Genomic DNA, 20,186 nt, shown 5'->3' with positions numbered 1-20,186 from the left:
AGCGCAATGCCAAGCTGCAGTGGGGCATCATGGTCTGCGTGTACGGCATGAGCCATGTGCCCGCGCTGCTGCTGCTCGACTTTCCGGGCTACGAAGGCAAAGGCGCCTTTTTGGTGTTCTTCCTCGTGTTCGTGGTGCAGACCTGCATGCTGGTGCAGCACCTCTTGGGGCAGCACTTTCCGCGCAAACCCGTGGCGCCGCAGGTAAGCCAGAGTTTTCAGTGGACGAGTTGGCTGGCCGGTGTGGCGGCGGGCGGCCTGGCGGGCGGGTTGTTGTCGTTCATCACCCCCTTCAAGCCCGGCCAGGCGCTGGGCATGGCGCTGCTGGCCTGCACGGCGGGCAGCCTGGGGCATCTGGTGATGAAGGCTTTGAAGCGCGACCGGGGCGTCACCAGCTGGGGCATGCAGGGCATGTCGGTCACCGGCGCGGGCGGCCTGCTGGACCGGGTGGACGCGTTGTGTTTTGCGGCACCGGTGTTCTTCCATTCGGTGCGCTGGTACTTCGGTCTTTAGCAAAATTGCCTGACTATGCACATGCCTCAGTCCCCCCAATCCGTTCGGGCTGAGCCTGTCGAAGCCTTGCACGCACGCGGCAAGCCCCGGCTTCGACAGGCCTGTCCTGAGCCCGTCGAAGGGCTCAGCCCGAACGGGTCGTGGGTGTGAAGCCTGAGGTAGATCACTAATCAGGAAAATTGGCCGCTAGCGCTTTACCATCAAGCGCAAGCAGCTATAAAATTAATAGCAAATGCGCATTCTTGGTATCGACCCCGGCCTGCAGACCACCGGTTTTGGCGTGGTGGACGTGCATGGCCACAAACTCAGCTATGTGGCCAGCGGCACCATCCGCACCACCACGCTGGCGCTGGGCGATTTGCCGGGGCGGCTGAAGATTTTGTTCGACGGCATTACCGAAGTTGCGGCGCGCTACGAGCCCGACGTGGCCTCGGTGGAGATCGTGTTCGTCAACGTCAACCCGCAATCCACCCTGCTGCTCGGCCAGGCGCGCGGCGCCGCCATCACGGCCCTGGTGGCCAGCAACCTGCCCGTGGCCGAATACACCGCGCTGCAGATGAAAAAAGCCGTGGTCGGCCACGGCCGCGCCGCCAAGAGCCAGGTGCAGGAGATGGTGCGCCGCCTGCTCAGCCTGCCCGGTTTGCCCGGCACCGATGCAGCAGACGGCCTGGGCATGGCCATCACCCATGCACATGCAGGGGTTGCCATGGCGCGGCTGGGCGAGGCCGCCACGCTGAGTCGGCGCCAGCATGCGATGTACAAGGGTGGGCGCAGTTATTGAGCGGCCTGCGTGACCTGCTTTGCCCCCGCCAGCTGCGCCACCAGTCCGTCCACCGCCGTTTCTGCCTGCTGAATCGAGTCGGCCAGCCGCTGGTCGGCAAACTCGTCGTACTCGACGGCTGCGCCGTAGGCATCCGTCACGCCGATGTAGGCGAACGCCGCGCGAACCGATGCTTCCACATGGTTGCGGTCGGCCATGCGCCCGCCCGGCTGGTAACCGTAGTCACCCCTTGAAGACAGAATGACTAGGCGCTTGCCCGCATCCGCCAGCAGCGGCCAGTAGGGCTCGCCGTCCCGGCTCCGGTCGAACCCAAAGGTGCGCCCCACGCGCACGATGTTGTCTATGTAGGCCTTGAAGGGCGCGGGCGGCCCGAAGTTGTACATAGGCACGCCAGCAACGATGATGTCGGCTTGAAGCAGCTCGTCTATCAAAGTGTCGCTGGCCCGCAGCGCCTCATGCATCCAGGGCTCGCGCAGGGGGTCGGGGGTGAAGGCAGCATGTATCCAGCCGCCAGTGACCGGTGGTGGAGGCTCCTGGCCAACGTCGCGATAGATCACCTTCGTCTCTGGGTGCCGTGCCGCCCACTGCCGGACAAAGCGCGCCGTCAACCGGCGACTGTGCGACCCAAAGGCTTCCGTGTCGGAGCCGCCGGGGCGGGCGCTGGCGTCGATGTGCAAAAGTGTGATGGTCATGCTTGAATTACTCCTTACAGATGAAAGAAAATCACTTGCACGAAGTTTGGCTGGAGCAATTCCACCCGACAAACGATGATTAATCAGGCAATAGATGATGTGAAATCATTCATCATTGATGACCATGCAACTCCCCCCTCTCACCGCCTTGCGCGCCTTTGAAGCGGCGGCACGCCTGCGCAGTTTCAAGAAAGCGGCAGAGGAGCTGGCCGTAACGGCCACCGCAATCAGCCACCGCATTCGCGTGCTGGAGGAACACCTCGCCCGCCCTTTGTTCGTGCGCAAAGTGCGTGCTGTCGAGCTGACATCGGACGGACAGGCCTTGCTGGCAGCGGTCAGCAGCGGCTTTCACACCATTGCCACCGCCGTCGAGCAAGTGCGGCAGCCTCGCCGGGCGTCGGTGACGTTATCGGCCACGCCCGCCTTCGCCACCAAATGGCTGGTGCCCAAGCTGGCCGCGTTCCAGGCGGCACACCCCGATATCGATCTGCATGTCCATGCGTCGAATGCGCCCGTGGACCTGAAGGCGGGGACCATGGACCTGGCGATCCGGTACGGACACGGCCACTACGCGGGCACCATCGCCACGCTGTTGCTGGAGGACCGCTTCGCACCTGTCGCAAGCCCCGCCCTTCAGCCCATGGCGCACAAGGATGCGTCGCAATGGCCGCTGATCCATTTTGATTGCCATCATCCGCTGCCCGTGGATCTGTCGTGGGGCGCCTGGGCACGCGCCACGGGCCGGGAACCGTCCGACCTGTCTGCTGGTGTCCGGTATTCAGAGGAAAGCCATGCCATCCAGGCGACCGTCGCGGGCCAGGGGGTAGCGCTGCTGAGCCTGCTGTTGGTCAAGGAGGAGTTGCACCTGGGGCTCTTGCAGGTCGTGGCCGAACCGGCGCTCAAGGGCATGTCGTACCACGTCATCAAACCCGATCAACACCCTCTGTCTGACGCGGCTTCTGCCGTGGAAAACTGGTTGATACAAGTCAGCGCCGACAGCTCCGCCAGCGTCATCACGCCTTAGCTTCGCGGTTACCGCCCCAGCCCCCGCTTGAGCTCCTTGAGCAACAACAGCACCTGGTTGGACGCATGCCGACAGCTGCTGTTGAGCAACATCGCCGCTTTTTGCTGCTCGCCCGCCTGAAACAGCGCCACCACATCGGCGGCCTGCTGGTGAAAATATTTGTGCCGGGCCACCAGCATGTCGAACGCCGGGTAATGGCCCAGGCGCAAGCGCCCCGTGCCATGAAGCCAGCGGCCCAGGTCACAGCGGTCACTCTGGCAGATGCGCTCGGGCCGCATGACCTCATTGGAGCGGCCATTGACCATGTCCTGTAGCTGCAGGCGCCAGCGCTCGTGGCTGGTGATGGCAGCGTCGATGTCGATCTCAACCATGAGCGTGGCCGCGTACTCAGCGTCCAGCACCAGTTCACTGCCGTTGTCCTCCATGGCCCAGGTGGTGTCAGGACTGGCGGGGTCCTGCTCCCTGATCTTGAACAAACGGCTGAAAAAACCCATCACAATCCTTTTATTGGCCACTGGTCCGCGCACACCGGAACATGCCAGCACGGAAATTTTGTAAGCATTCTGTGGTGGCTCTGCGGTTTTGGCTACCAAAAAATCACCACTCGGTAAAAACTGCAGAGGGCGACCCTTCGGTTGTTGTCGGCTCTGCCAAGGCGCCAGCACGAATGCACCGCGCGCCGGACAATCCGCCCATGACCTCCACCTCCCCCCGCCCTGCGTTGTCGATGCTTGATCTGGTCGCCGTCCGCGAGGGCGGCACCGTGGCCGATGCACTGCAGATCGCCCTCGCCACCGCCCAGCATGCCGAGCGCCTGGGTTTTGCCCGCTACTGGCTGGCCGAGCACCACAACATGGCAGGCATCGCCAGCTCGGCCACCTCCGTGCTGGTGGGCCACATCGCCGGGGGCACATCGCGCATCCGCGTGGGCTCGGGCGGCGTGATGCTGCCCAACCATGCCCCGCTGGTGGTGGCGGAGGCCTTTGGCACACTGGCCGAGCTGTACCCCGGCCGCATCGACCTGGGCCTGGGCCGCGCGCCCGGCACCGACCCCACCACCATGCGCGCGCTGCGCCGCAGCCGGGTAGAAACAGCCGACGACTTTCCGCAGGACGTGGCCGAGCTACAGCGCCTGCTGGCCCCCGCCGAGCAGGGCCAGCGCCTGATCGCCATGCCCGGCGCGGGCACCAACGTACCGATCTGGCTGCTGGGCTCCAGCTTGTTTTCTGCGCAACTGGCGGCCGAGCGCGGTCTGCCCTATGCCTTTGCCTCGCACTTCGCGCCGCGCCTGCTGCACCAGGCCATCGACCTGTACCGCCGCCTGTACCGCCCCTCTGCCGCCTGGCCCAAGCCCTATGTGGTGATCGGCGTGCCGCTGATCGCCGCCCCCACCGATGACGAAGCGGAGTACCTGGCCAGCAGCACCTACCAGCGGGTGCTGGGCATCCTGACCGGCGACCGCAGCCGCCTGATGCCCCCCATCGAGAACTACGCCGCCCGCCTGCAGCCACAAGAGCGCGCCGCCATCGGCGACTTTCTGGCCGCCGCAGTGATCGGCGGGCCGGACACCGTGCGCAGCGGCCTCACACAGCTGAGCCAGGCCACCGAGGCCGACGAGTTCATGCTGGTGAGTGATGTGTACGACCCTGCACTGCGATTGCGCTCACTGGACATTGCGGCCCAGGCCCACAGTGCCATGGGCGCCATAGGGGCCATAGGGGCCATGGGCGAGCCTGCGCCCACCTGAAGCACCGCCGCCCGGCCAGCGGCCTCGGGTAGCGGCTACCATCACGGGCTGCCGGGCTTTTTTGCCTGCATCCGCCTGTTGTGTGATTCCTTGGCACCACCGCCTTACCGCCCGATCCTGCATGCCCGCTTTTTCCTTTGAAGCCCTGGACGCCCAGGGCCAGACCCGCAAGGGCCTCATGGAGGCCGACACCGCCAAGGCGGCGCGCAGCCTGCTGCGGGCCCAGGCCCTGGTGCCGCTGGCGGTGGAGCTGGTGCAGACCGGCCAGTCGCAGGACGGCCGCACGGCCAGCCTGGGCCAGCGCCTCTTCACCCGCCCGGTGTTCAACGCCACGGCCCTGGCTATTTGGACGCGCCAGATCGCCGGACTGGTGTCGTCGGGCCTGCCGCTGGAGCGTGCGCTCACGGCGCTGTCGGAAGAGGCCGACGACGAACGCCAGCGCCACCTGGTGGCCGCGCTGCGCGCCGAGGTCAATGCGGGCGCCACGTTTGCCCGTGCGCTGTCGCAGCACCCGCGCGAGTTCTCCGACATCTACTGTGCCGTGATCGGCGCGGGCGAGCACAGCGGCAACCTGGGCCTGGTGCTGGAGCGCCTGGCCGACGACCTGGAAGAGCGCCAGGCGCTCAAGGCCAAGCTGGTGGGCGCGGCGCTGTACCCGGCCATCGTCACACTCGTGGCCATCGTCATCGTGTTGTTCCTGGTGGGCTATGTGGTGCCCCAGGTGGCCAGTGTGTTCGCGGGCACCAAGCGGGCGTTGCCGTTCCTGACGGTGGCCATGCTGGGCATCAGCGCTTTTGTGCGCAACTACGGCTGGGTGCTGTTGATTGCTTTTATTTTGATAGCTATCGGTGCACGCTGGGCGCTCACCATCGGCCATATTCGCGAGAAATTCGATGCCGCCTGGCTCAACCTGCCGCTGGTGGGCAAGCTGGCCCGCGGCTACAACGCGGCCCGGTTTGCAGGCACGCTGGCCATGCTGTCGGGGGCGGGTGTGCCCATCCTCAAGGCCCTGCAGGCCGCCGCCGAAACCCTGAACAACCGCGCCCTGCGCGCCGATGCGCTCGATGCGCTGGTGCTGGTGCGCGAAGGCGCCCCGCTGGCCTCGGCGCTGGCGCAGAAAAAGCGCTTTCCCGGCCTGCTGTCGATGTTTGCGCGCCTGGGCGAGCAGACCGGCCAGTTACCGGTGATGCTGCAGCGCGCAGCCCGCCAGCTCTCGGCCGAGGTGCAGCGCCGCGCCATGGCGCTGGCCACCATCCTGGAGCCTCTGCTCATAGTGGCCATGGGCCTCATCGTGATGCTGATCGTGCTGGCGGTGTTGCTGCCCATCATCCAACTGAATCAGTTTGTGAAGTAGAGCGTGTTATGCACTTTTACGCACCCGCGTTGGGCTCACAGGCTGGTGATCGCAAGGCGCAGCGCTTGCCTGTGAGCCCAACCCTTCGGGAAAGCCGGGGAAAGGCCCGGCCACGTTGTTGCAAGCCGCTTGCGGTATGTATACCGCCGCGCGTCCTGCGCCTGGTTGCCGGGCCTTTCCCCGGCTTTCGCGGGCACGTAAAAGTGCATAACACGCTCTAACGTATGGCTGTGACCCTGGACGACAAGCTGGTGGTGGCGATCTCCTCGCGGGCGCTGTTCAATTTTGAAGAAGAAAACCGCGTCTTCGAGCACGACAATGACCGCGCCTACGTAGACCTGCAGCGCCAGCGCCTGGACGTGCCCGCCGCGCCCGGCGTGGCGTTCTCGCTGGTGCGAAAGCTGCTCGCGTTCAACACCTCCGAACACCAGCGGGTAGAGGTGGTGCTGCTCTCGCGCAATGACCCGGCAAGCGGCATGCGCGTGTTCCGCTCATGCCATGCCCATGGTTTGCCGACCATCCAGCGCGGCGTGTTCACGCAGGGGCGCGACCCCTTTCGCTACCTGCGGCCCCTGGGCGCGCACCTGTTCCTGTCGGCCAACGAGGCAGATGTGCGCGAGGCCCTGCACCTGGGCTACCCGGCCGCGCGGGTGGTGACGGAATCGGTGCAGGCGGGCGACTCCAACCCCGACGAGGTGCGCATTGCCTTTGACGGCGACGCCGTGCTGTTCTCTGACGAGGCCGAGCGTGTGTACCAGGCCGAGGGGCTGGCGGCTTTTCAGCAGCACGAAACCGACAAGGCCACCCTGCCTCTGCCAGACGGTCCGTTCAAGCCCCTGCTCGCCGCCTTGCACCGCCTGCAGTCCGTGGGCGATGCGGCGGGCATGCGCATCCGCACGGCCCTGGTCACCGCACGCAGCGCCCCCGCCCACGAACGCGCCATCCGCACGCTGATGGACTGGAACATCGCGGTGGACGAGGCCATGTTCCTGGGCGGCCTGCCCAAGGGAGAGTTTCTGCGCGAGTTCGAGCCCGACTTTTTCTTTGATGACCAGACCGGCCATGTCGCCTCCGCCGCACGCCACGTGCCCGCGGGCCATGTGAACAGCGGCATATCGAACCCGTTCAAGACAACAGGCGACTGAGGGCCGAAGGAGCACGACGCTTTGCGCACCCCCATTTCACACACACGGCTGGCGCTAGCGCTGGTGTTGTCGGCCCTCTGGGTTAGTAGCAGTGGCACCGCCGCCGCGCAGGAGCCCCAGGCCCCGCTGTCCAAGGGCGAAATCAAGGCCCAGCGCGAGTTCAAGATGCTGGATTTCAACGGCGACGGCCGACTCAGCCGCTCGGAGGTCAAGCTCTTTCCCCGCCTGGCCAACGCCTTTGACCAGGCCGACACGGACGGTGACGGCTATGTGTCGTATGAGGAGGTTCGCGCCTTTGCAGCCCAATCCCGGGCACAGCGGGATCGGCAAAAGGAAAAAGCGGCTGCGGCTGCACAGGCAGTGCCCCCTGCCACCCCCGAAGCGCCGGAAGTCCGCCCCTGAGCAGGCAGGCCACGGTAAAAAACAGAAGAAATATGCCTCTAGCGCTTATATATCAAGCACAAATAGCTATTATTTTAATAGCAAAATCACAAAAAGAGACTACAGCCCACCCGTGCGCTTGACCTTCGGGTCGGAGTAGGTCAGCGGCTCATTCTTGACCTGCTGGGCCATGCGCTCCTGCAGGGTCATTTTGTTGACTTCCTGCGCCACCTCCACGGCACTGCTGCTGGCACGCCACATCGACTGGATGTGTTCCAGCAACTGCTTGTAGATCGGCTCCTTGGGCGGCTCGGGCGGTGCCTCGACCGTGTCTTTTTTCTTGACCTCCGTCCAGTCGCGGTTCGGCGCCTCGGGTGCGGAGGGCTTGTCTGGCTCGCGCACGATCGCGCCCTCACCCATCCGGTCCATGGACTCGACAGGGTTGGGGGCGTTGATGGGACGCACCGGGGGCGCACCAGAAGCGCCAGTGGAATACAAATCAGCGCCCTGAGGACGCCAAATCGGCGATCGATCGACAGGTGGCATTTGCATGGCAATGGCCCGTAGTTGAAAAAAGTACAGAGGGTCTTTCGGACTCTTCGTACATTCATTACGGCAAAAAGAAGGGGAAATTTAGGTCTTTTTCACCGATTGACCAAAATTTAGGGTTTCCCCCTGCAAAAACCCACCCATCAAGGCGCAGGAATGCGCCCCCGCCCTGCACAAGAGCGGTGCGGCGACCCAAGGCTGAGAGAGGAAACGGGCGGTTTGGGGGTTGGCTTGCCCCCAAGCGCCTCAAAGAAAGCGTTCGAGCAGGCGGCGCGAGTGCCGGTCGAGCGCCGTGGTGTCCTTGACGCGGAACTGCATGCCATCGCCCCCGGCGATCAGAAGGCGCGTGCGCCCACCCAGGCGGCGGATGTCCTCTTCGGCCTTCAGCACCAGTCGCGCCGGGCCTCGGTCGGTCTCCACATCCCAGGTGCTGGGTGTCGAAAAGCTAGATACAGCAACGATTTTTTCGATAGTGGGCACAAACTCGCGTACCGCCAGCTCTTCGTCGATGAGCTGCCGGGCAGGGCCACCCACCTCCTCCAGCCGGGGAACCCAGAGCAGTTCATGGCCATCGGAGCCCACCAGCGAGAGCCCCTCGCCGGGCGCTGCGATCGGAAAAGCGCGCACGGGCGTGACGCCTTCGTGCGCCGTGCCATCGGCCAGGGTCAAAACCAGGCGGCCATGCGGGTTGCGGGCCAGTTGGAAGACAGGAGTGGACGACGGGGTCAGGGGTGCGTTCATGGCAAGGTCGCTCACAACTTTTCAAGAATTGCCAGCGGGGTGCGCCGGGTGCAGCAGGCCGCTGTCGATGATCACGCCTGCGGCCTGGGCGTCTTCCTCAGCGCGGCGCGCCTGGGCTTCATAGAGCCGCCAGTAGGCGCCCTGTTTTTCCATCAGTTCGTCGTGCGGCCCCACTTCCACCACCTCGCCACGGTCCATCACCACCAGGCGGTCGGCCTTGCGCAGGGTAGACAGGCGGTGGGCGATGGCAATGGTGGTGCGGCCCTGCACCAGGTTGTCCAGGGCCTTCTGGATTTCCTTTTCCGTCTCGGTATCGACGGCCGAGGTGGCCTCGTCCAGGATCAGGATGCGCGGGTCGATCAGCAGGGCGCGCGCGATGGAGATGCGCTGGCGCTCGCCGCCCGACAAGCCCTGGCCGCGCTCGCCCACCAGCGAGTCGTAGCCGTGCGGCAGGCGCAGAATGAACTCGTGCGCGTGGGCGGCACGCGCTGCGGCAATGATTTCTTCGCGCGTGGCCTCGGGCTTGCCGTAGGCGATGTTCTCGGCGATGGTGCCGAAGAACAAAAAGGGCTCCTGCAGAACCAGGCCGATGTGGCGCCGGTAATCGGCCACCGCAAAGCGGCGGATGTCGATGCCATCGACCTGGATGGAGCCGTCGCTCACGTCATAAAAGCGGCTGATCAGATTGACCAGCGTGCTCTTGCCCGAGCCGCTGTGGCCCACCAGTCCGATCATCTCGCCAGGGCGGATGTCGAGATCCAGCCCCTTGATGACCGCACGGCTGCCGTAGCGAAAGCCCACGCCCTGCATGCTGATGGCGCCCTGTACCTTGTCCACCTTGACGGGCTGGGCGGGGTCAGGCACGTTGCTTACATGGTCGAGGATGTCAAAAATGCGCTTGGCACCAGCGGCGGCCTTCTGCGTGACCGAGACGATGCGGCTCATCGAATCCAGCCGGCTGTAGAAGCGCCCGATGTAGGCGATGAAGGCGGTGAGCACACCCACCGTGATCTGGTTGCGCGAGACCAGCCAGATGCCGAAGCCCCAGACCACAAGCAGGCCGATTTCGGTGAGCAGCGACACCGTGGGGGTGAACAGCGACCAGGTCTTGTTGAGCTTGTCGTTGACTTCCAGGTTGTGCTGGTTGGCATCGCGAAAACGCTGGGCTTCGCGCTTTTCCTGGGCAAAGGCCTTGACCACGCGAATGCCGGGGATGGTGTCGGCCAGCACGTTGGTCACCTCGCTCCACACCCGGTCGATTTTTTCAAACCCGGTGCGCAGGCGGTCGCGCACGGTGTGGATCATCCAGGCAATGAAGGGCAGCGGCACCAGCGTGACCAGCGCCAGCCAGGGGTTGATGGAGAACAGGATGGCCGCCGTCATCATGATCATGAGCACGTCGGTCACGAAATCCAGGGCGTGCAGCGACAGGAAAACGTTGATGCGGTCGGTCTCAGAGCCGATGCGCGCCATCAGGTCGCCTGTGCGTTTGCCGCCAAAGTAGTCGAGCGACAGGCGCAAGAGGTGCTCATAGGTGGTGGTGCGCAGGTCGGCGCCGATGCGCTCGGACACCAGCGCCAGGATGTAAGTGCGCGCCCAGCTCAATCCCCAGGCCGCCAGGGCCGACAGCAGCAGTCCGCTCAGGTACAGCAGCACCAGGCCGGGCTCGATCTGCTTGCCGTTCTGGAACGGGATCAGAATGTCGTCCATCAGCGGGATGGTGAGGTAAGGCGGCACCAGCGTAGCGGCGGTGGAGGCCAGCGTCAGCGCAAACCCGGCCGCCAGCTGCTTGCGGTAGGGGCGGGCGAAGCGCCACAGGCGCAGCAGCACCCAGGTGGAGGTCTGCGGGGGCTGGGCACGGGCGCAGGCCGGGCATTCGTCGGTGTCGGGCGGCAGGGGCGTGTGGCAGGTGGGGCAGGCGGGCTCTTCGTCCTCCTCGTCGGCAGCAATCCCCCCACGGGCGCTTTGCTGCTCGAAACGCTGCACCAGGCGCAGGGCCTGTGCATGGTGCGCCAGCGTGAAGCGCCACTGCGCCAGGCGGGCATCCGGGCCGTGCAGCTCGAGCGAGCCCACGCCTCCATGGTCGTGCAGGCGCAAGGCCAGGCCGTCGCTCAGGGGCCAACTGTGCCAGGTGGTGGTGCCCGGCTCGCAGGCCAGCAGCCGCTCGGAAGTCACCACCACCCACCCGGTGGCAAACCGCAGTGCGGCGCTCAGGTCAACCTGCAGGGCAGCCAGCACGTTCTCTTTGGAAGCGAGCATGGCCCGCAAATCAGCCCCCACAGGGCCAGACAAGACACCCGAGGCGTCCACAGAATGGTGATGTTGCATTTTTGGTTGGTATTTCCGTCACCGGCGGCCTGCGGTGGCCAAACTCGCGAAAGCAAGAATTCTCACCGATACTGCACGCCACGGTGCGACGGCATCCTCCTGTAACGTCTGCGGCTGCCATTTGGCTGACACCGCGTACAGTGCATACAGGCCCCGGACTGGCGCACAATCATCGTCCAGCAAAATCCCCTTTCGACCCCTTTTCTCCAGCAAGGCCCTCACAAGGCCGCGAACACACCCGCTGCAATCCATGGCGAAACTCAACGACATCCAACTGCTTCGCATCAACTACCTGCGGGGCCCCAATATCTGGACCTACCGGCCGGTCCTGGAAGTCTGGCTGGACCTGGGCGAGCTGGAGGACTACCCCTCCAACACGATCCCCGGCTTCAATGACCGCCTCACCACCTGGCTGCCCGCGCTGATCGAGCACCACTGCGGCGTGGGCGAGCGCGGCGGTTTCCTGCAGCGCCTGCAGGAGGGCACCTGGTGCGGCCATGTGCTGGAGCACATCGTGATCGAGCTACTGAACCTGGCGGGCATGCCCACCGGCTTTGGCCAGACCCGCAGCACCAGCCAGCGCGGCGTGTACCGCATGGTGTTCCGCGCCCGCGACGAAAGCGTGGCGCGTGTGGCGCTGGCCCAGGGCCATGCGCTCATCATGGCCGCCATCAACGACGAACCCTTTGACGTGGCCGCCGCCGTGGCCCGTGTGCGCACCGAGGTGGACGACCAGTACCTCGGCCCCAGCACCGCCTGCATCGTCACCGCCGCCACCGACCGGGGCATCCCCCACATCCGCCTGAACGACGGCAACCTGGTGCAACTGGGCTACGGCGCCAGCCAGCGCCGCATCTGGACGGCCGAGACCGAATTCACCAGCGCCATCGCCGAAGGCATTGCCAGCGACAAAGACCTCACCAAGGGCCTGCTCAAGTCCTGCGGCGTGCCCATCCCTGAAGGCCAGGTGGTCAACAGCCCCGCCGAAGCCTGGGAAGCCGCCCAGGACATCGGCCTGCCCGTGGTGGTCAAGCCCTCAGACGGCAACCACGGCCGGGGCGTGACACTGGATTTGCGCAAACAGGAAGACATCGAAGCCGCCTACCACGTGGCCTACCCCGAGGGCAGCGACGTGATGGTCGAGCGCTTCATCCCCGGCGACGAACACCGACTGCTGGTGGTGGGCGGCAAGCTGGTGGCCGCCGCGCGCGGCGAGGTGGTCAGCATCACCGGCAACGGCCGCTCCACCGTCAAAGAGCTGATCGACAGCCAGCTCAACTCCGACCCCCGCCGGGGCTATGAAGAGGAATACCCGCTGGAGATCATCGACCTGGCCACCGACACCAAGGTGCTGCTCGAACTCAAGCGCCAGGACCTGGACGCCAGCTCCGTGCCCGCCGCCGGCCGCCAGGTGGTGGTGCAGCGCAACGGCAACGTGGCCGTGGACTGCACGGACGACGTGCACCCCGAGGTGGCCTACATCGCCCAGCTCGCCGCCAAGGTGGTGGGCCTCGATATCGCGGGCATCGACATGGTGGCGCGGGATATTTCCAAGCCCCTGCACACCCAGGGCGGCGCGATTGTGGAAGTGAACGCAGGCCCCGGCCTGCTCATGCACCTCAAGCCCGCCGTGGGCGCGCCGCGCCCCGTGGGCCAGGCCATTGCAGAGCACCTGTTCCCTCTGGAAGGCGACGACGAAGGCCCCGTGGGCCGCATCCCCCTGGTGGGCGTTGCGGGCACGCGCAATACATCGACCATTGCCCGCGTGGTGGCCTGGCTGCTGCACCTGAGCGGGCACCACACAGGCCTGGCCTGCCGCGACGGCCTGTTCCTGGACCGCCGCCGCGTGGAAGCCACCGACTGCGCCCACTGGGAGGCCGCACACCGCCTGCTCATGAACAAAACGGTGCAGGCCGCCGTGATCGAAAGCGACGCCCGCACCATCCTGCGCGACGGCCTCGCCTACGACCGCTGCCAGGTGGGCGTAGTGACCGACATGGACGGCGTGGAAACGCTGGCCGAGTTCGACGTGCACGAGCAGGACCAGATGACCAAGGTAATGCGCACCCAGGTGGACGTGGTGCTGGCCGAAGGCGCCGCCGTGCTCAATGCCGCCATTGCCCAGGTGGCCGACCTGGCGCCGCTGTCCGACGGCGACGTGGTGCTGTATGCGCAAGACGCCACACTGCCCGCCATTGTTGAGCACCGCGCCAAGGACAACGGCCGCGCCGTCTTCGTGAAGAACGGCCGCGTGGTGCTGGCCACGGGCAGCGCCGAGCATGTGCTGGGCGCCCTGGCGGACCTCACCTTCGGCCGCAACGCCGTGGTGCCCGACACCGAGGCCCTGCTGGCCGCCGTGGGCACCGCCTGGGCGCTGGACATTGCCCCCGATCTGATCGGCGCGGGCATCAAGACCTTCGAGCCCGAACTGGCTGCCTGACAACACAAGCCTTCGACTGGAACGCGGCCCACGAGCCCCGACGACGACTACTGAAAGAAATCCCATGGATGTATCCCGCACCCGGGCCCTGCGTGGCCCCAATCTCTGGAGCCGCCACATGGCCATCGAAGCCGTGGTGACCTGCTCGGAAGCCGAACGCGCTGTGGGCCAGATGCCCGGATTCGAAACCAGGCTGCGGGCCCTGTTCCCCGCCATCGGCACCCTGCACGCCGAAGGCGGGGACACCGATATCTCGCTGGCCCACGTGCTGCAAGCCGCCGCGCTGGCGCTGCAGGCGCAGGCAGGCTGCCCGGTGACCTTTGCGCGCACCACCGCCACCACCGACGCGGGCGTGTACCAGGTGGTGGTCGAGTACAGCGAAGAAGCCGTGGGCCGCAAGGCTTTCGAGGACGCACAGCAGCTCATCCAGGCCGCGCTGGGCAACGGCAGTTTCGACGCCGCCAAGGTGGTGGCCGACCTGCGCGAGCTGGACGAGGACGAACGCATGGGCCCCAGCACCGGCTCCATCGTCGAAGCCGCCGTGGCCCGTGGTATCCCCTTTCGCCGCCTCACACGCGGCAGCATGGTGCAGTTTGGCTGGGGCTCCAAGCAGCGCCGCATCCAGGCGGCCGAGGTCGATTCGACCAGCGCCGTGGCCGAATCCATCGGCCAAGACAAAGACCTGACCAAACGCCTGCTGCACGCCGCTGGCGTGCCTGTGCCCCTGGGCAAACCGGTCGAGACCGTGGACGAAGCCTGGGAAGTCGCCCTCAAGGTCGGCCTGCCCGTGGTGGTCAAGCCCCAGGACGGCAACCAAGGCAAGGGCGTCACCGTCAACATCACCGACCGCGCCCAGCTCGAAGAGGCCTACAAGAACGCTGCCGACTACGGCACCGTGATGGTCGAGCGCTTTTTGCCCGGCCACGACTTCCGCCTGCTGGTGGTGGGCGATCAACTGGTGGCCGCCGCCCGCCGCGAGCCGCCCCAGGTGCTGGGCGATGGCGAACACACCGTGCGCGAGCTGGTGGACGTAGTCAACCAGGACCCACGCCGTGGCGAAGGCCACGCCACCTCGCTGACCAAGATCCGCCTCGACGACATCGCCGTGGCCCGCCTGGCCATGCAGGGCCTCACGCCCGACTCCGTGCCGCCCAAGGGCCAGCGCGTGATCCTGCGCAACAACGCCAACCTATCCACCGGTGGCACCGCCACCGACGTGACCGATGACGTGCACCCCGAAGTGGCCGCGCGCGCCGTGGCCGCCGCCCAGATGGTGGGCCTGCACATCTGCGGCGTGGACATGGTGGCCGAAACCGTGCTGCGCCCGCTCGAAGAACAAGGCGGCGGTTTTGTCGAAGTGAACGCCGCCCCCGGCCTGCGCATGCACCTGGCGCCCAGCTACGGCAAGCCCCGCAACGTGGGCCAGGCCATGGTCGACAAGCTCTACGCCCATGGCGACGACGGCCGTATCCCCACCGTGGCCGTCACCGGCACCAACGGCAAGACCACCACGGCCCGCCTCATCGCCCATTTGTTCACCGCGCAAGGCCTGCGCGTGGGCATGACCAACACCGACGGCGTGTACGTGAACGGCCGCCAGATCGACAGCGGCGACTGCAGCGGCCCCAAAAGCGCCCGCAACGTGCTGCTGCACCCCGAGGTGGACGCCGCTGTGTTCGAGACCGCCCGTGGCGGCATCCTGCGCGAAGGCCTGGGTTTTGACCGCTGCCAGGTGGCCGTGGTCACCAACATCGGCGCGGGCGACCACCTGGGCCTGAACTACATCACCACGGTGGAAGACCTGGCCGTACTCAAGCGTGTGATCGTGCAGAACGTGGCCCCCACGGGCTACGCCGTACTCAACGCCGCCGACCCCATCGTGGCGGCCATGGCCTCGGCCTGCCCCGGCAAGGTGATCTACTTCGCCAGCGACCGCCATCACCCCGTGATGGTCACGCACCGCGCCCAGGGCCACCGCACCGTGTATGTGGATGGCGACTCCATCGTGGCCTCCGAAGGCTCGTGGCGCGAGACCATCCACCTGCGCGACGTGCCCATCACCCGCAACGGCAAGATCGGTTTCCAGGTCGAAAACGTCATGGCCTCCGTCGCCGCCGCCTGGGGCGTGGGCATGCCCTGGCAAACCATCCGCCGGGGCCTGTCGGGCTTTGTGAACGACAGCGACAACGCGCCCGGCCGCTTCAACATCATGGATTACCGCGGCGCCACCGTGATCGCCGACTACGGCCACAACCCCGACGCCATGCGCGCCCTGGTGGCCGCCGTGGACGCCCTGCCCGGCAACCGCCGCAGCGTGGTGATCAGCGGCGCAGGCGACCGCCGCGACGAAGACATTCGCGACCAAACCGTGATCCTGGGCGCTGCGTTCGACGACGTGATCCTGTACCAGGACGCCGCCCAGCGCGGCCGCGCCGATGGCGAAGTGATGACCCTGCTGCGCGAAGGCCTGGCCGGTGCTTCACGCACCAAACACATCGAAGAAATCCGCGGCGAGTTCGTCGCCATCGACACCGCGCTGGCCCGCCTGCAACCCGGCGACCTGTGCCTGGTGCTGGTGGACCAGGTCGAAGAAGCCCTGGCCCACCTCGCCCAGCGCTGCACCGAAACCGGAGCCACCGCATGATGATGATGATCGCCGCCACAACAGGCACAAAAAAGGCCGCACGCATTGCGGCCACCGCGCTGCTCGCCTTCGCGGGCGTGGTCGGCACGGCCCATGCAGCATCGGGCGAAAAGGTCGGCACCGTGGACACCGCCTTCCAGTGGATCGGCCGCGATCACGACATCATCGTGGAAGCCTATGACGACCCCGGCGTGCTAGGTGTCACCTGCTACGTCTCGCGGGCGCGCGTCGGCGGCATCAAAGGCACCCTGGGCCTGGCCGAAGACCGCGCCGAGGCATCGATCGCCTGCCGCCAAGTGGGTCCCATCAGCATTCCAACGCCGCTAAAACAGCAAGAAGAAGTGTTCAGCGAGCGCATGTCCATTTTGTTCAAACGCCTGCGCATCGTGCGCATGGTGGACCCAGCGCGCAACACGCTGGTCTACCTCACCTACTCCGAAAAGCTCATCGACGGCTCCCCCCAGAACAGCGTGACCGCCGTGCCGGTAGACCGCGCCACGGCCATTCCGCTGCGCAAGTGATAGGGATGGATTCACGTTCGATCCGCCCAAACTCAACCCAACAACCCGTTCGGGCTGAGCCAGTCGAAGCCTTGCGCGGCGCTTCGACTGGCTCAGTCGTGAACGGATGGGTCGATATTTTTGAATGCATCCGGGTAAGAAGCGGCGAAAAGACTCTCCATAAAAAAAGGGGCTATCGGCCCCTTTTTTATGATCAAAACAGCCTCCACCGCCCTAATATAAAGCGCTGAAAGCTATCAAAATAATAGCAAAATTACCCCTGCACAGCAATCTGCCGCAGCGCCTGCTCGAACACCTCCACCGGCTGACCGCCCTGAATCAAATGGCGCTCGTTGACGATGATGGCGGGCACCGAATGGATGCCGTTTTGCAGATAGAACTGCTCACGCTCGCGCACCACGTCGGCATAGCGGTCTGATGCCAGCAATGCACGCGCTTCCGCTACATCCAGCCCCACCTCGCCCGCCACGCGTACCAGCACTTCGTGGTTGCTAGGGTCCTGCCCATCGGTGAAGTAGGCCTTGAACAGCGCATGCTTGAGCTGGGGCTGCAGGCCCTTTTCTTCGGCCCAGTGCAACAGCCGGTGCGCGTCAAAGGTGTTGTAGACGCGGCTGCGTTTGCCCTTGCCGAAGGTGAACCCCAGGTCCGCTCCACGCGCTGCAATGGCTTCGCGGTTGCGCTCCAGCTGCTCCAGCGTGGAGCCATACTTTTCCTGCAGATGCTCGTTGATCTCCTGGCCCTCAAGGCCCATCTGCGGGTTTAGCTCAAACGGCTGAAAATGCAGGTCCAGCGCCACCTCGCCTTGGAGCCGATCAGCAGCCTGCTCCAGCGCTTTGAGGCCGATGACGCACCAGGGGCAGGAGACATCGGAGACGAAATCGATTTTGAGGGTGGTGGGCATGGGCGGGGCTCCGGCGGACAAAGATGAGAATGGTAGGCCAGGTGGTTTAACCGTGGGGGTAGCGGGTTTACTGCCGTAGAGATTGGGTAAGTTTGGCTCGGAGGGACAGCGCATCAAAGCGCGCCCGCAGCCCCATTCATGACCATTGAAAAGCTATAGTTTGTCTGATTGAGGCCCGACAGATTTCACGAGCCTGTCAGATCATTTGAGTTCCCGACCTCTATCATCAAACTCCTCCAGCAATTCTCGCGGAGTTCCTACTTTAGACGACGCCAAATGCTCATTCGAAATTTCAGTCTTCCTATAGTCGTTGCTGCACTACTTACCACGGGATGCTCAACAAATCCGCCATCTGCATTTCCCCCTCATCCCGGTACTAGAGCGAATGGGTATGAGGGCGAGACCCGACCAGAGGACGAGGTTGCGACTGTGTTCATTCTTGACGGGCGCCCAAAAAGCGAGTCGGGATACATTTGCGCCGTAAACGGCAGGCCTGCAACGATCCAGGGCGGATGCGCCTCAGTCATCTACCTGCTGCCCGGAGCATACACACTCAACATTCGCTATCAGAGTCATTTCGAGCAAGGTTCAGGCGACTTCCCAATGGGTGTAGAAGCCGGCAAGCTGTATCAGCTAAACGCAACATCGTTTCGAAGGCAAGGCCGATGGATGATCGACGTTCTTTCAGTACAGGATCGTGGGCGCGTCACCCATCGAAACGTGGCGCCAGGTCTGTTCGTCGGCCCGCTTCTGGATCAACCTATGCCGTATGGCCCATCTCAGTAACCACGGACCAAAGGCTTCGTTCAACACGATACGCTGCAGCCTCCCCGGACTGCGTACGCTCTTGGCTCAATGCATCAGTCAACTTTACGCAAGCAATATCCGTCCCCTCAACTCCGTCTTCAACACCTTCCCATAACTGTTCTTCGGCAGCGCCTCCACCCACCGGTATTCCTTCGGCCGCTTGAACCGCGCAATGTGCTCCAGACACAGAGCATCCAGCACCACATCAGCCACCGCCCCACTCTCACTCGCCACCAGGAAGGCCACCACCACCTCACCCCACTCCGCATCCCGCTGCCCCACCACCGCAACCTCGCGCACCTGGGGGTGGAGCAGCAGCACCTCTTCCACCTCGCGCGGGTAGATGTTGGAGCCGCCGGAGATGATCACGTCCTTGGATCGGTCCTTCAATGTGAGAAAGCCATCGGCATCCAGCGCACCCATGTCGCCGGTGTAGAGCCATCCATCGCGCAAGGTCTGCGCCGTGGCGGTGGGGTTGTTCCAGTAGCCGGGCATCACGGTGTCGCCACGCACCACCACCTCGCCGGTTTCGCCCGGGGGCAGGGGCTGGCCTGCGGCATCGACCACACGCACCTCCACCAGCGACTGCGCCACGCCCACCGACACCATGCGTTCGGCCCAACGCGGATGGTTGCGGTCGGCCAGTTGCGCGCGTGAGAGGGCGGTGATGGTCATGGGGCTTTCGCCCTGGCCGTAGATCTGTGCGAAGCGGTTGCCCATCACGGCCAGGGCGCTGCGCAAATCATCCGCATACATAGGGCCACCGCCGTAGACGATGGTCTTGAAGCCCGATACGTCAGCGCCCGTGGCACGCACATGGTCTACCAGGCGGTGGACCATGGTGGGTGCGGCAAACAGGGTGAGCTGGCCTACGCTGGCCGCGAGCTGCACCAGCTCGGCGGGCTCAAACCCGCCTGACACCGGCACCACATGCCGCCCGCCACGCAGCACCTGGGCGTAGTTGTACAGGCCCGCGCCGTGCGACATGGGCGCGGCGTAGACCATGGCATCGCCGGGCAGCATGTCGTCCACATCGGTGAAGTAGCAGGCCGTCATGGCCAAGAGGTTGCGGTGGGTCTGCATCACACCCTTGGGGCGGCCGGTGGTGCCCGAGGTGTAGAACAGCGAGGCCAGGTCTCCCGGCGCGCGGTCGCACACCGGCATGGGTGCGTGCGACACGGCGGCTTGGTAGGCCATAGAGCCCAGCACCAGCGTGTGGACGGGGTCGGCACCCGCCTCTTGCGCGGCGGCCGTCAAAGCCTCGGACACCAGCACCACGCGAGCGCCGGAGTCGGCCAGCACATAGGCCAGCTCCTTGGCATGCAGCTTGTAGTTGACCGGCACCGACACGGCGCCCGCCCACAAAATGGCGTGCAGTGCCTCCAGGTATTCGGGCGCATTGGCGGCGTAGAGGGCCACGCAGTCGCCAGGCATCACGCCGTGGTGCTCTCGCAGGCAGGCGGCCAGCGCGGCGGTGCGTGCGCCCAGCGCCTGGTAGGTCCACAGCAGTTGGTCGCCGTGCAGCACAGCGGGTTGGCCGGGGTAAAGCTGTGCGCTGCGGCGCAGCAGGTGGGCGATGTTCATCGTGTGCCCTCCGCTGGATCTGGGTTGCCCGCACT

At 65.3% G+C, this 20,186-nt stretch carries 17 protein-coding genes; 10 read left to right on the top strand and 7 right to left on the bottom strand.

Features of this window, described 5'->3' with window-relative positions; all coding sequences use genetic code 11:
* Both Q0105_RS12000 and ruvC read left to right on the top strand, forming a co-directional pair.
* The coding region (locus Q0105_RS12000) for a phosphatidate cytidylyltransferase (protein ID WP_298212033.1) at positions 1 to 512 on the top strand (512 nt) is incomplete at its 5' end.
* Positions 513 to 744: 232 nt separating this feature from the next.
* On the top strand, positions 745 to 1,293 hold the full coding sequence (gene ruvC, locus Q0105_RS11995) for a crossover junction endodeoxyribonuclease RuvC (protein ID WP_298212030.1): 549 nt from the start codon (positions 745 to 747) through the stop codon (positions 1,291 to 1,293).
* On the opposite strand, the gene Q0105_RS11990 is transcribed toward ruvC, so the two are convergent.
* Entirely contained in the window at positions 1,287 to 1,985 is a 699-nt protein-coding gene (locus Q0105_RS11990; RefSeq protein ID WP_298212028.1) for an NAD(P)H-dependent oxidoreductase, read from the bottom strand. The two genes, ruvC and Q0105_RS11990, sit on opposite strands and share 7 nt — an antisense overlap.
* Before the next feature lie 124 nt (positions 1,986 to 2,109).
* Here Q0105_RS11990 and Q0105_RS11985 point away from each other — a divergent pair, with 124 nt between their 5' ends.
* On the top strand, positions 2,110 to 3,009 hold the full coding sequence (locus tag Q0105_RS11985; protein ID WP_298212025.1) for a LysR substrate-binding domain-containing protein: 900 nt from the start codon (positions 2,110 to 2,112) through the stop codon (positions 3,007 to 3,009).
* A gap of 8 nt (positions 3,010 to 3,017) precedes the next feature.
* Here Q0105_RS11985 and Q0105_RS11980 read toward each other — a convergent pair whose 3' ends face one another.
* Complete coding sequence (locus Q0105_RS11980) at positions 3,018 to 3,503, bottom strand: CZB domain-containing protein (RefSeq protein WP_298212023.1); 486 nt, start codon at positions 3,501 to 3,503, stop codon at positions 3,018 to 3,020.
* A gap of 200 nt (positions 3,504 to 3,703) precedes the next feature.
* Between Q0105_RS11980 and Q0105_RS11975 the strand changes: the two genes are divergently transcribed.
* The 4 genes from Q0105_RS11975 (at position 3,704) to Q0105_RS11960 (ending at position 7,657) form a co-directional block, all read left to right on the top strand.
* Positions 3,704 to 4,756 (top strand): LLM class flavin-dependent oxidoreductase, encoded by a 1,053-nt coding sequence (locus Q0105_RS11975; RefSeq protein ID WP_298212021.1) that lies wholly within the window; start codon positions 3,704 to 3,706, stop codon positions 4,754 to 4,756.
* A 121-nt stretch (positions 4,757 to 4,877) separates the two neighbouring features.
* Complete coding sequence (gene gspF, locus Q0105_RS11970) at positions 4,878 to 6,110, top strand: type II secretion system inner membrane protein GspF (protein WP_298212019.1); 1,233 nt, start codon at positions 4,878 to 4,880, stop codon at positions 6,108 to 6,110.
* Positions 6,111 to 6,334: 224 nt separating this feature from the next.
* Entirely contained in the window at positions 6,335 to 7,255 is a 921-nt protein-coding gene (locus tag Q0105_RS11965) for a 5'-nucleotidase (RefSeq protein ID WP_298212017.1), read from the top strand.
* Positions 7,256 to 7,321: 66 nt separating this feature from the next.
* Positions 7,322 to 7,657, top strand: a complete 336-nt coding sequence (locus tag Q0105_RS11960; RefSeq protein ID WP_298212040.1) for an EF-hand domain-containing protein — start codon at positions 7,322 to 7,324, stop codon at positions 7,655 to 7,657.
* A gap of 99 nt (positions 7,658 to 7,756) precedes the next feature.
* Here the strand turns inward: Q0105_RS11960 and Q0105_RS11955 are convergent, their stop codons facing one another.
* The 3 genes from Q0105_RS11955 to Q0105_RS11945 form a co-directional block, all read right to left on the bottom strand.
* Complete coding sequence (locus Q0105_RS11955) at positions 7,757 to 8,188, bottom strand: hypothetical protein (RefSeq protein WP_298212014.1); 432 nt, start codon at positions 8,186 to 8,188, stop codon at positions 7,757 to 7,759.
* Between the two features lie 243 nt (positions 8,189 to 8,431).
* The gene (locus Q0105_RS11950; protein WP_298212012.1) at positions 8,432 to 8,926 is read right to left on the bottom strand and encodes a DUF1854 domain-containing protein; all 495 of its coding nucleotides are present in this window, start codon (positions 8,924 to 8,926) and stop codon (positions 8,432 to 8,434) included.
* Between the two features lie 21 nt (positions 8,927 to 8,947).
* Positions 8,948 to 11,254, bottom strand: coding sequence for an ABC transporter ATP-binding protein (locus Q0105_RS11945; RefSeq protein ID WP_298212010.1), 2,307 nt, complete (start codon positions 11,252 to 11,254; stop codon positions 8,948 to 8,950).
* A gap of 250 nt (positions 11,255 to 11,504) precedes the next feature.
* On the opposite strand from Q0105_RS11945, the gene cphA (Q0105_RS11940) reads away from it, so the two are divergent.
* From cphA (Q0105_RS11940) to Q0105_RS11930, 3 genes are all read left to right on the top strand, one after another.
* Positions 11,505 to 13,694, top strand: coding sequence for a cyanophycin synthetase (cphA, locus tag Q0105_RS11940; RefSeq protein ID WP_298212008.1), 2,190 nt, complete (start codon positions 11,505 to 11,507; stop codon positions 13,692 to 13,694).
* 64 nt (positions 13,695 to 13,758) lie between these two features.
* Positions 13,759 to 16,338 (top strand): cyanophycin synthetase, encoded by a 2,580-nt coding sequence (gene cphA / locus Q0105_RS11935; protein WP_298212006.1) that lies wholly within the window; start codon positions 13,759 to 13,761, stop codon positions 16,336 to 16,338.
* Complete coding sequence (locus Q0105_RS11930; protein ID WP_298212038.1) at positions 16,338 to 16,859, top strand: CreA family protein; 522 nt, start codon at positions 16,338 to 16,340, stop codon at positions 16,857 to 16,859. Before cphA (Q0105_RS11935) ends, Q0105_RS11930 begins: the two co-directional genes overlap by 1 nt.
* Before the next feature lie 253 nt (positions 16,860 to 17,112).
* On the opposite strand, the gene Q0105_RS11925 is transcribed toward Q0105_RS11930, so the two are convergent.
* Complete coding sequence (locus tag Q0105_RS11925; RefSeq protein ID WP_298212004.1) at positions 17,113 to 17,760, bottom strand: DsbA family oxidoreductase; 648 nt, start codon at positions 17,758 to 17,760, stop codon at positions 17,113 to 17,115.
* Between the two features lie 870 nt (positions 17,761 to 18,630).
* The gene (locus Q0105_RS11920) at positions 18,631 to 20,151 is read right to left on the bottom strand and encodes an AMP-binding protein (RefSeq protein ID WP_298212002.1); all 1,521 of its coding nucleotides are present in this window, start codon (positions 20,149 to 20,151) and stop codon (positions 18,631 to 18,633) included.
* Positions 20,152 to 20,186: the final 35 nt, after the last annotated feature.

This window comes from Acidovorax sp. (assembly GCF_027492855.1).
In the GTDB taxonomy this organism is placed as follows: domain Bacteria; phylum Pseudomonadota; class Gammaproteobacteria; order Burkholderiales; family Burkholderiaceae_C; genus Acidovorax.
This window is presented reverse-complemented; position numbering and strand designations above follow the sequence as displayed.

Coding starts and splice junctions, on each gene's coding strand:
- ruvC (WP_298212030.1), top strand. CDS start 745: ATGCGCATTCTTGGTATCGACCCCGGCCTGCAGACCACCGGTTTTGGC.
- Q0105_RS11990 (WP_298212028.1), bottom strand. CDS start 1,985: ATGACCATCACACTTTTGCACATCGACGCCAGCGCCCGCCCCGGCGGC.
- Q0105_RS11985 (WP_298212025.1), top strand. CDS start 2,110: ATGCAACTCCCCCCTCTCACCGCCTTGCGCGCCTTTGAAGCGGCGGCA.
- Q0105_RS11980 (WP_298212023.1), bottom strand. CDS start 3,503: ATGGGTTTTTTCAGCCGTTTGTTCAAGATCAGGGAGCAGGACCCCGCC.
- Q0105_RS11975 (WP_298212021.1), top strand. CDS start 3,704: ATGACCTCCACCTCCCCCCGCCCTGCGTTGTCGATGCTTGATCTGGTC.
- gspF (WP_298212019.1), top strand. CDS start 4,878: ATGCCCGCTTTTTCCTTTGAAGCCCTGGACGCCCAGGGCCAGACCCGC.
- Q0105_RS11965 (WP_298212017.1), top strand. CDS start 6,335: ATGGCTGTGACCCTGGACGACAAGCTGGTGGTGGCGATCTCCTCGCGG.
- Q0105_RS11955 (WP_298212014.1), bottom strand. CDS start 8,188: ATGCAAATGCCACCTGTCGATCGATCGCCGATTTGGCGTCCTCAGGGC.
- Q0105_RS11950 (WP_298212012.1), bottom strand. CDS start 8,926: ATGAACGCACCCCTGACCCCGTCGTCCACTCCTGTCTTCCAACTGGCC.
- Q0105_RS11945 (WP_298212010.1), bottom strand. CDS start 11,254: ATGCAACATCACCATTCTGTGGACGCCTCGGGTGTCTTGTCTGGCCCT.
- cphA (WP_298212008.1), top strand. CDS start 11,505: ATGGCGAAACTCAACGACATCCAACTGCTTCGCATCAACTACCTGCGG.
- cphA (WP_298212006.1), top strand. CDS start 13,759: ATGGATGTATCCCGCACCCGGGCCCTGCGTGGCCCCAATCTCTGGAGC.
- Q0105_RS11930 (WP_298212038.1), top strand. CDS start 16,338: ATGATGATGATCGCCGCCACAACAGGCACAAAAAAGGCCGCACGCATT.
- Q0105_RS11925 (WP_298212004.1), bottom strand. CDS start 17,760: ATGCCCACCACCCTCAAAATCGATTTCGTCTCCGATGTCTCCTGCCCC.
- Q0105_RS11920 (WP_298212002.1), bottom strand. CDS start 20,151: ATGAACATCGCCCACCTGCTGCGCCGCAGCGCACAGCTTTACCCCGGC.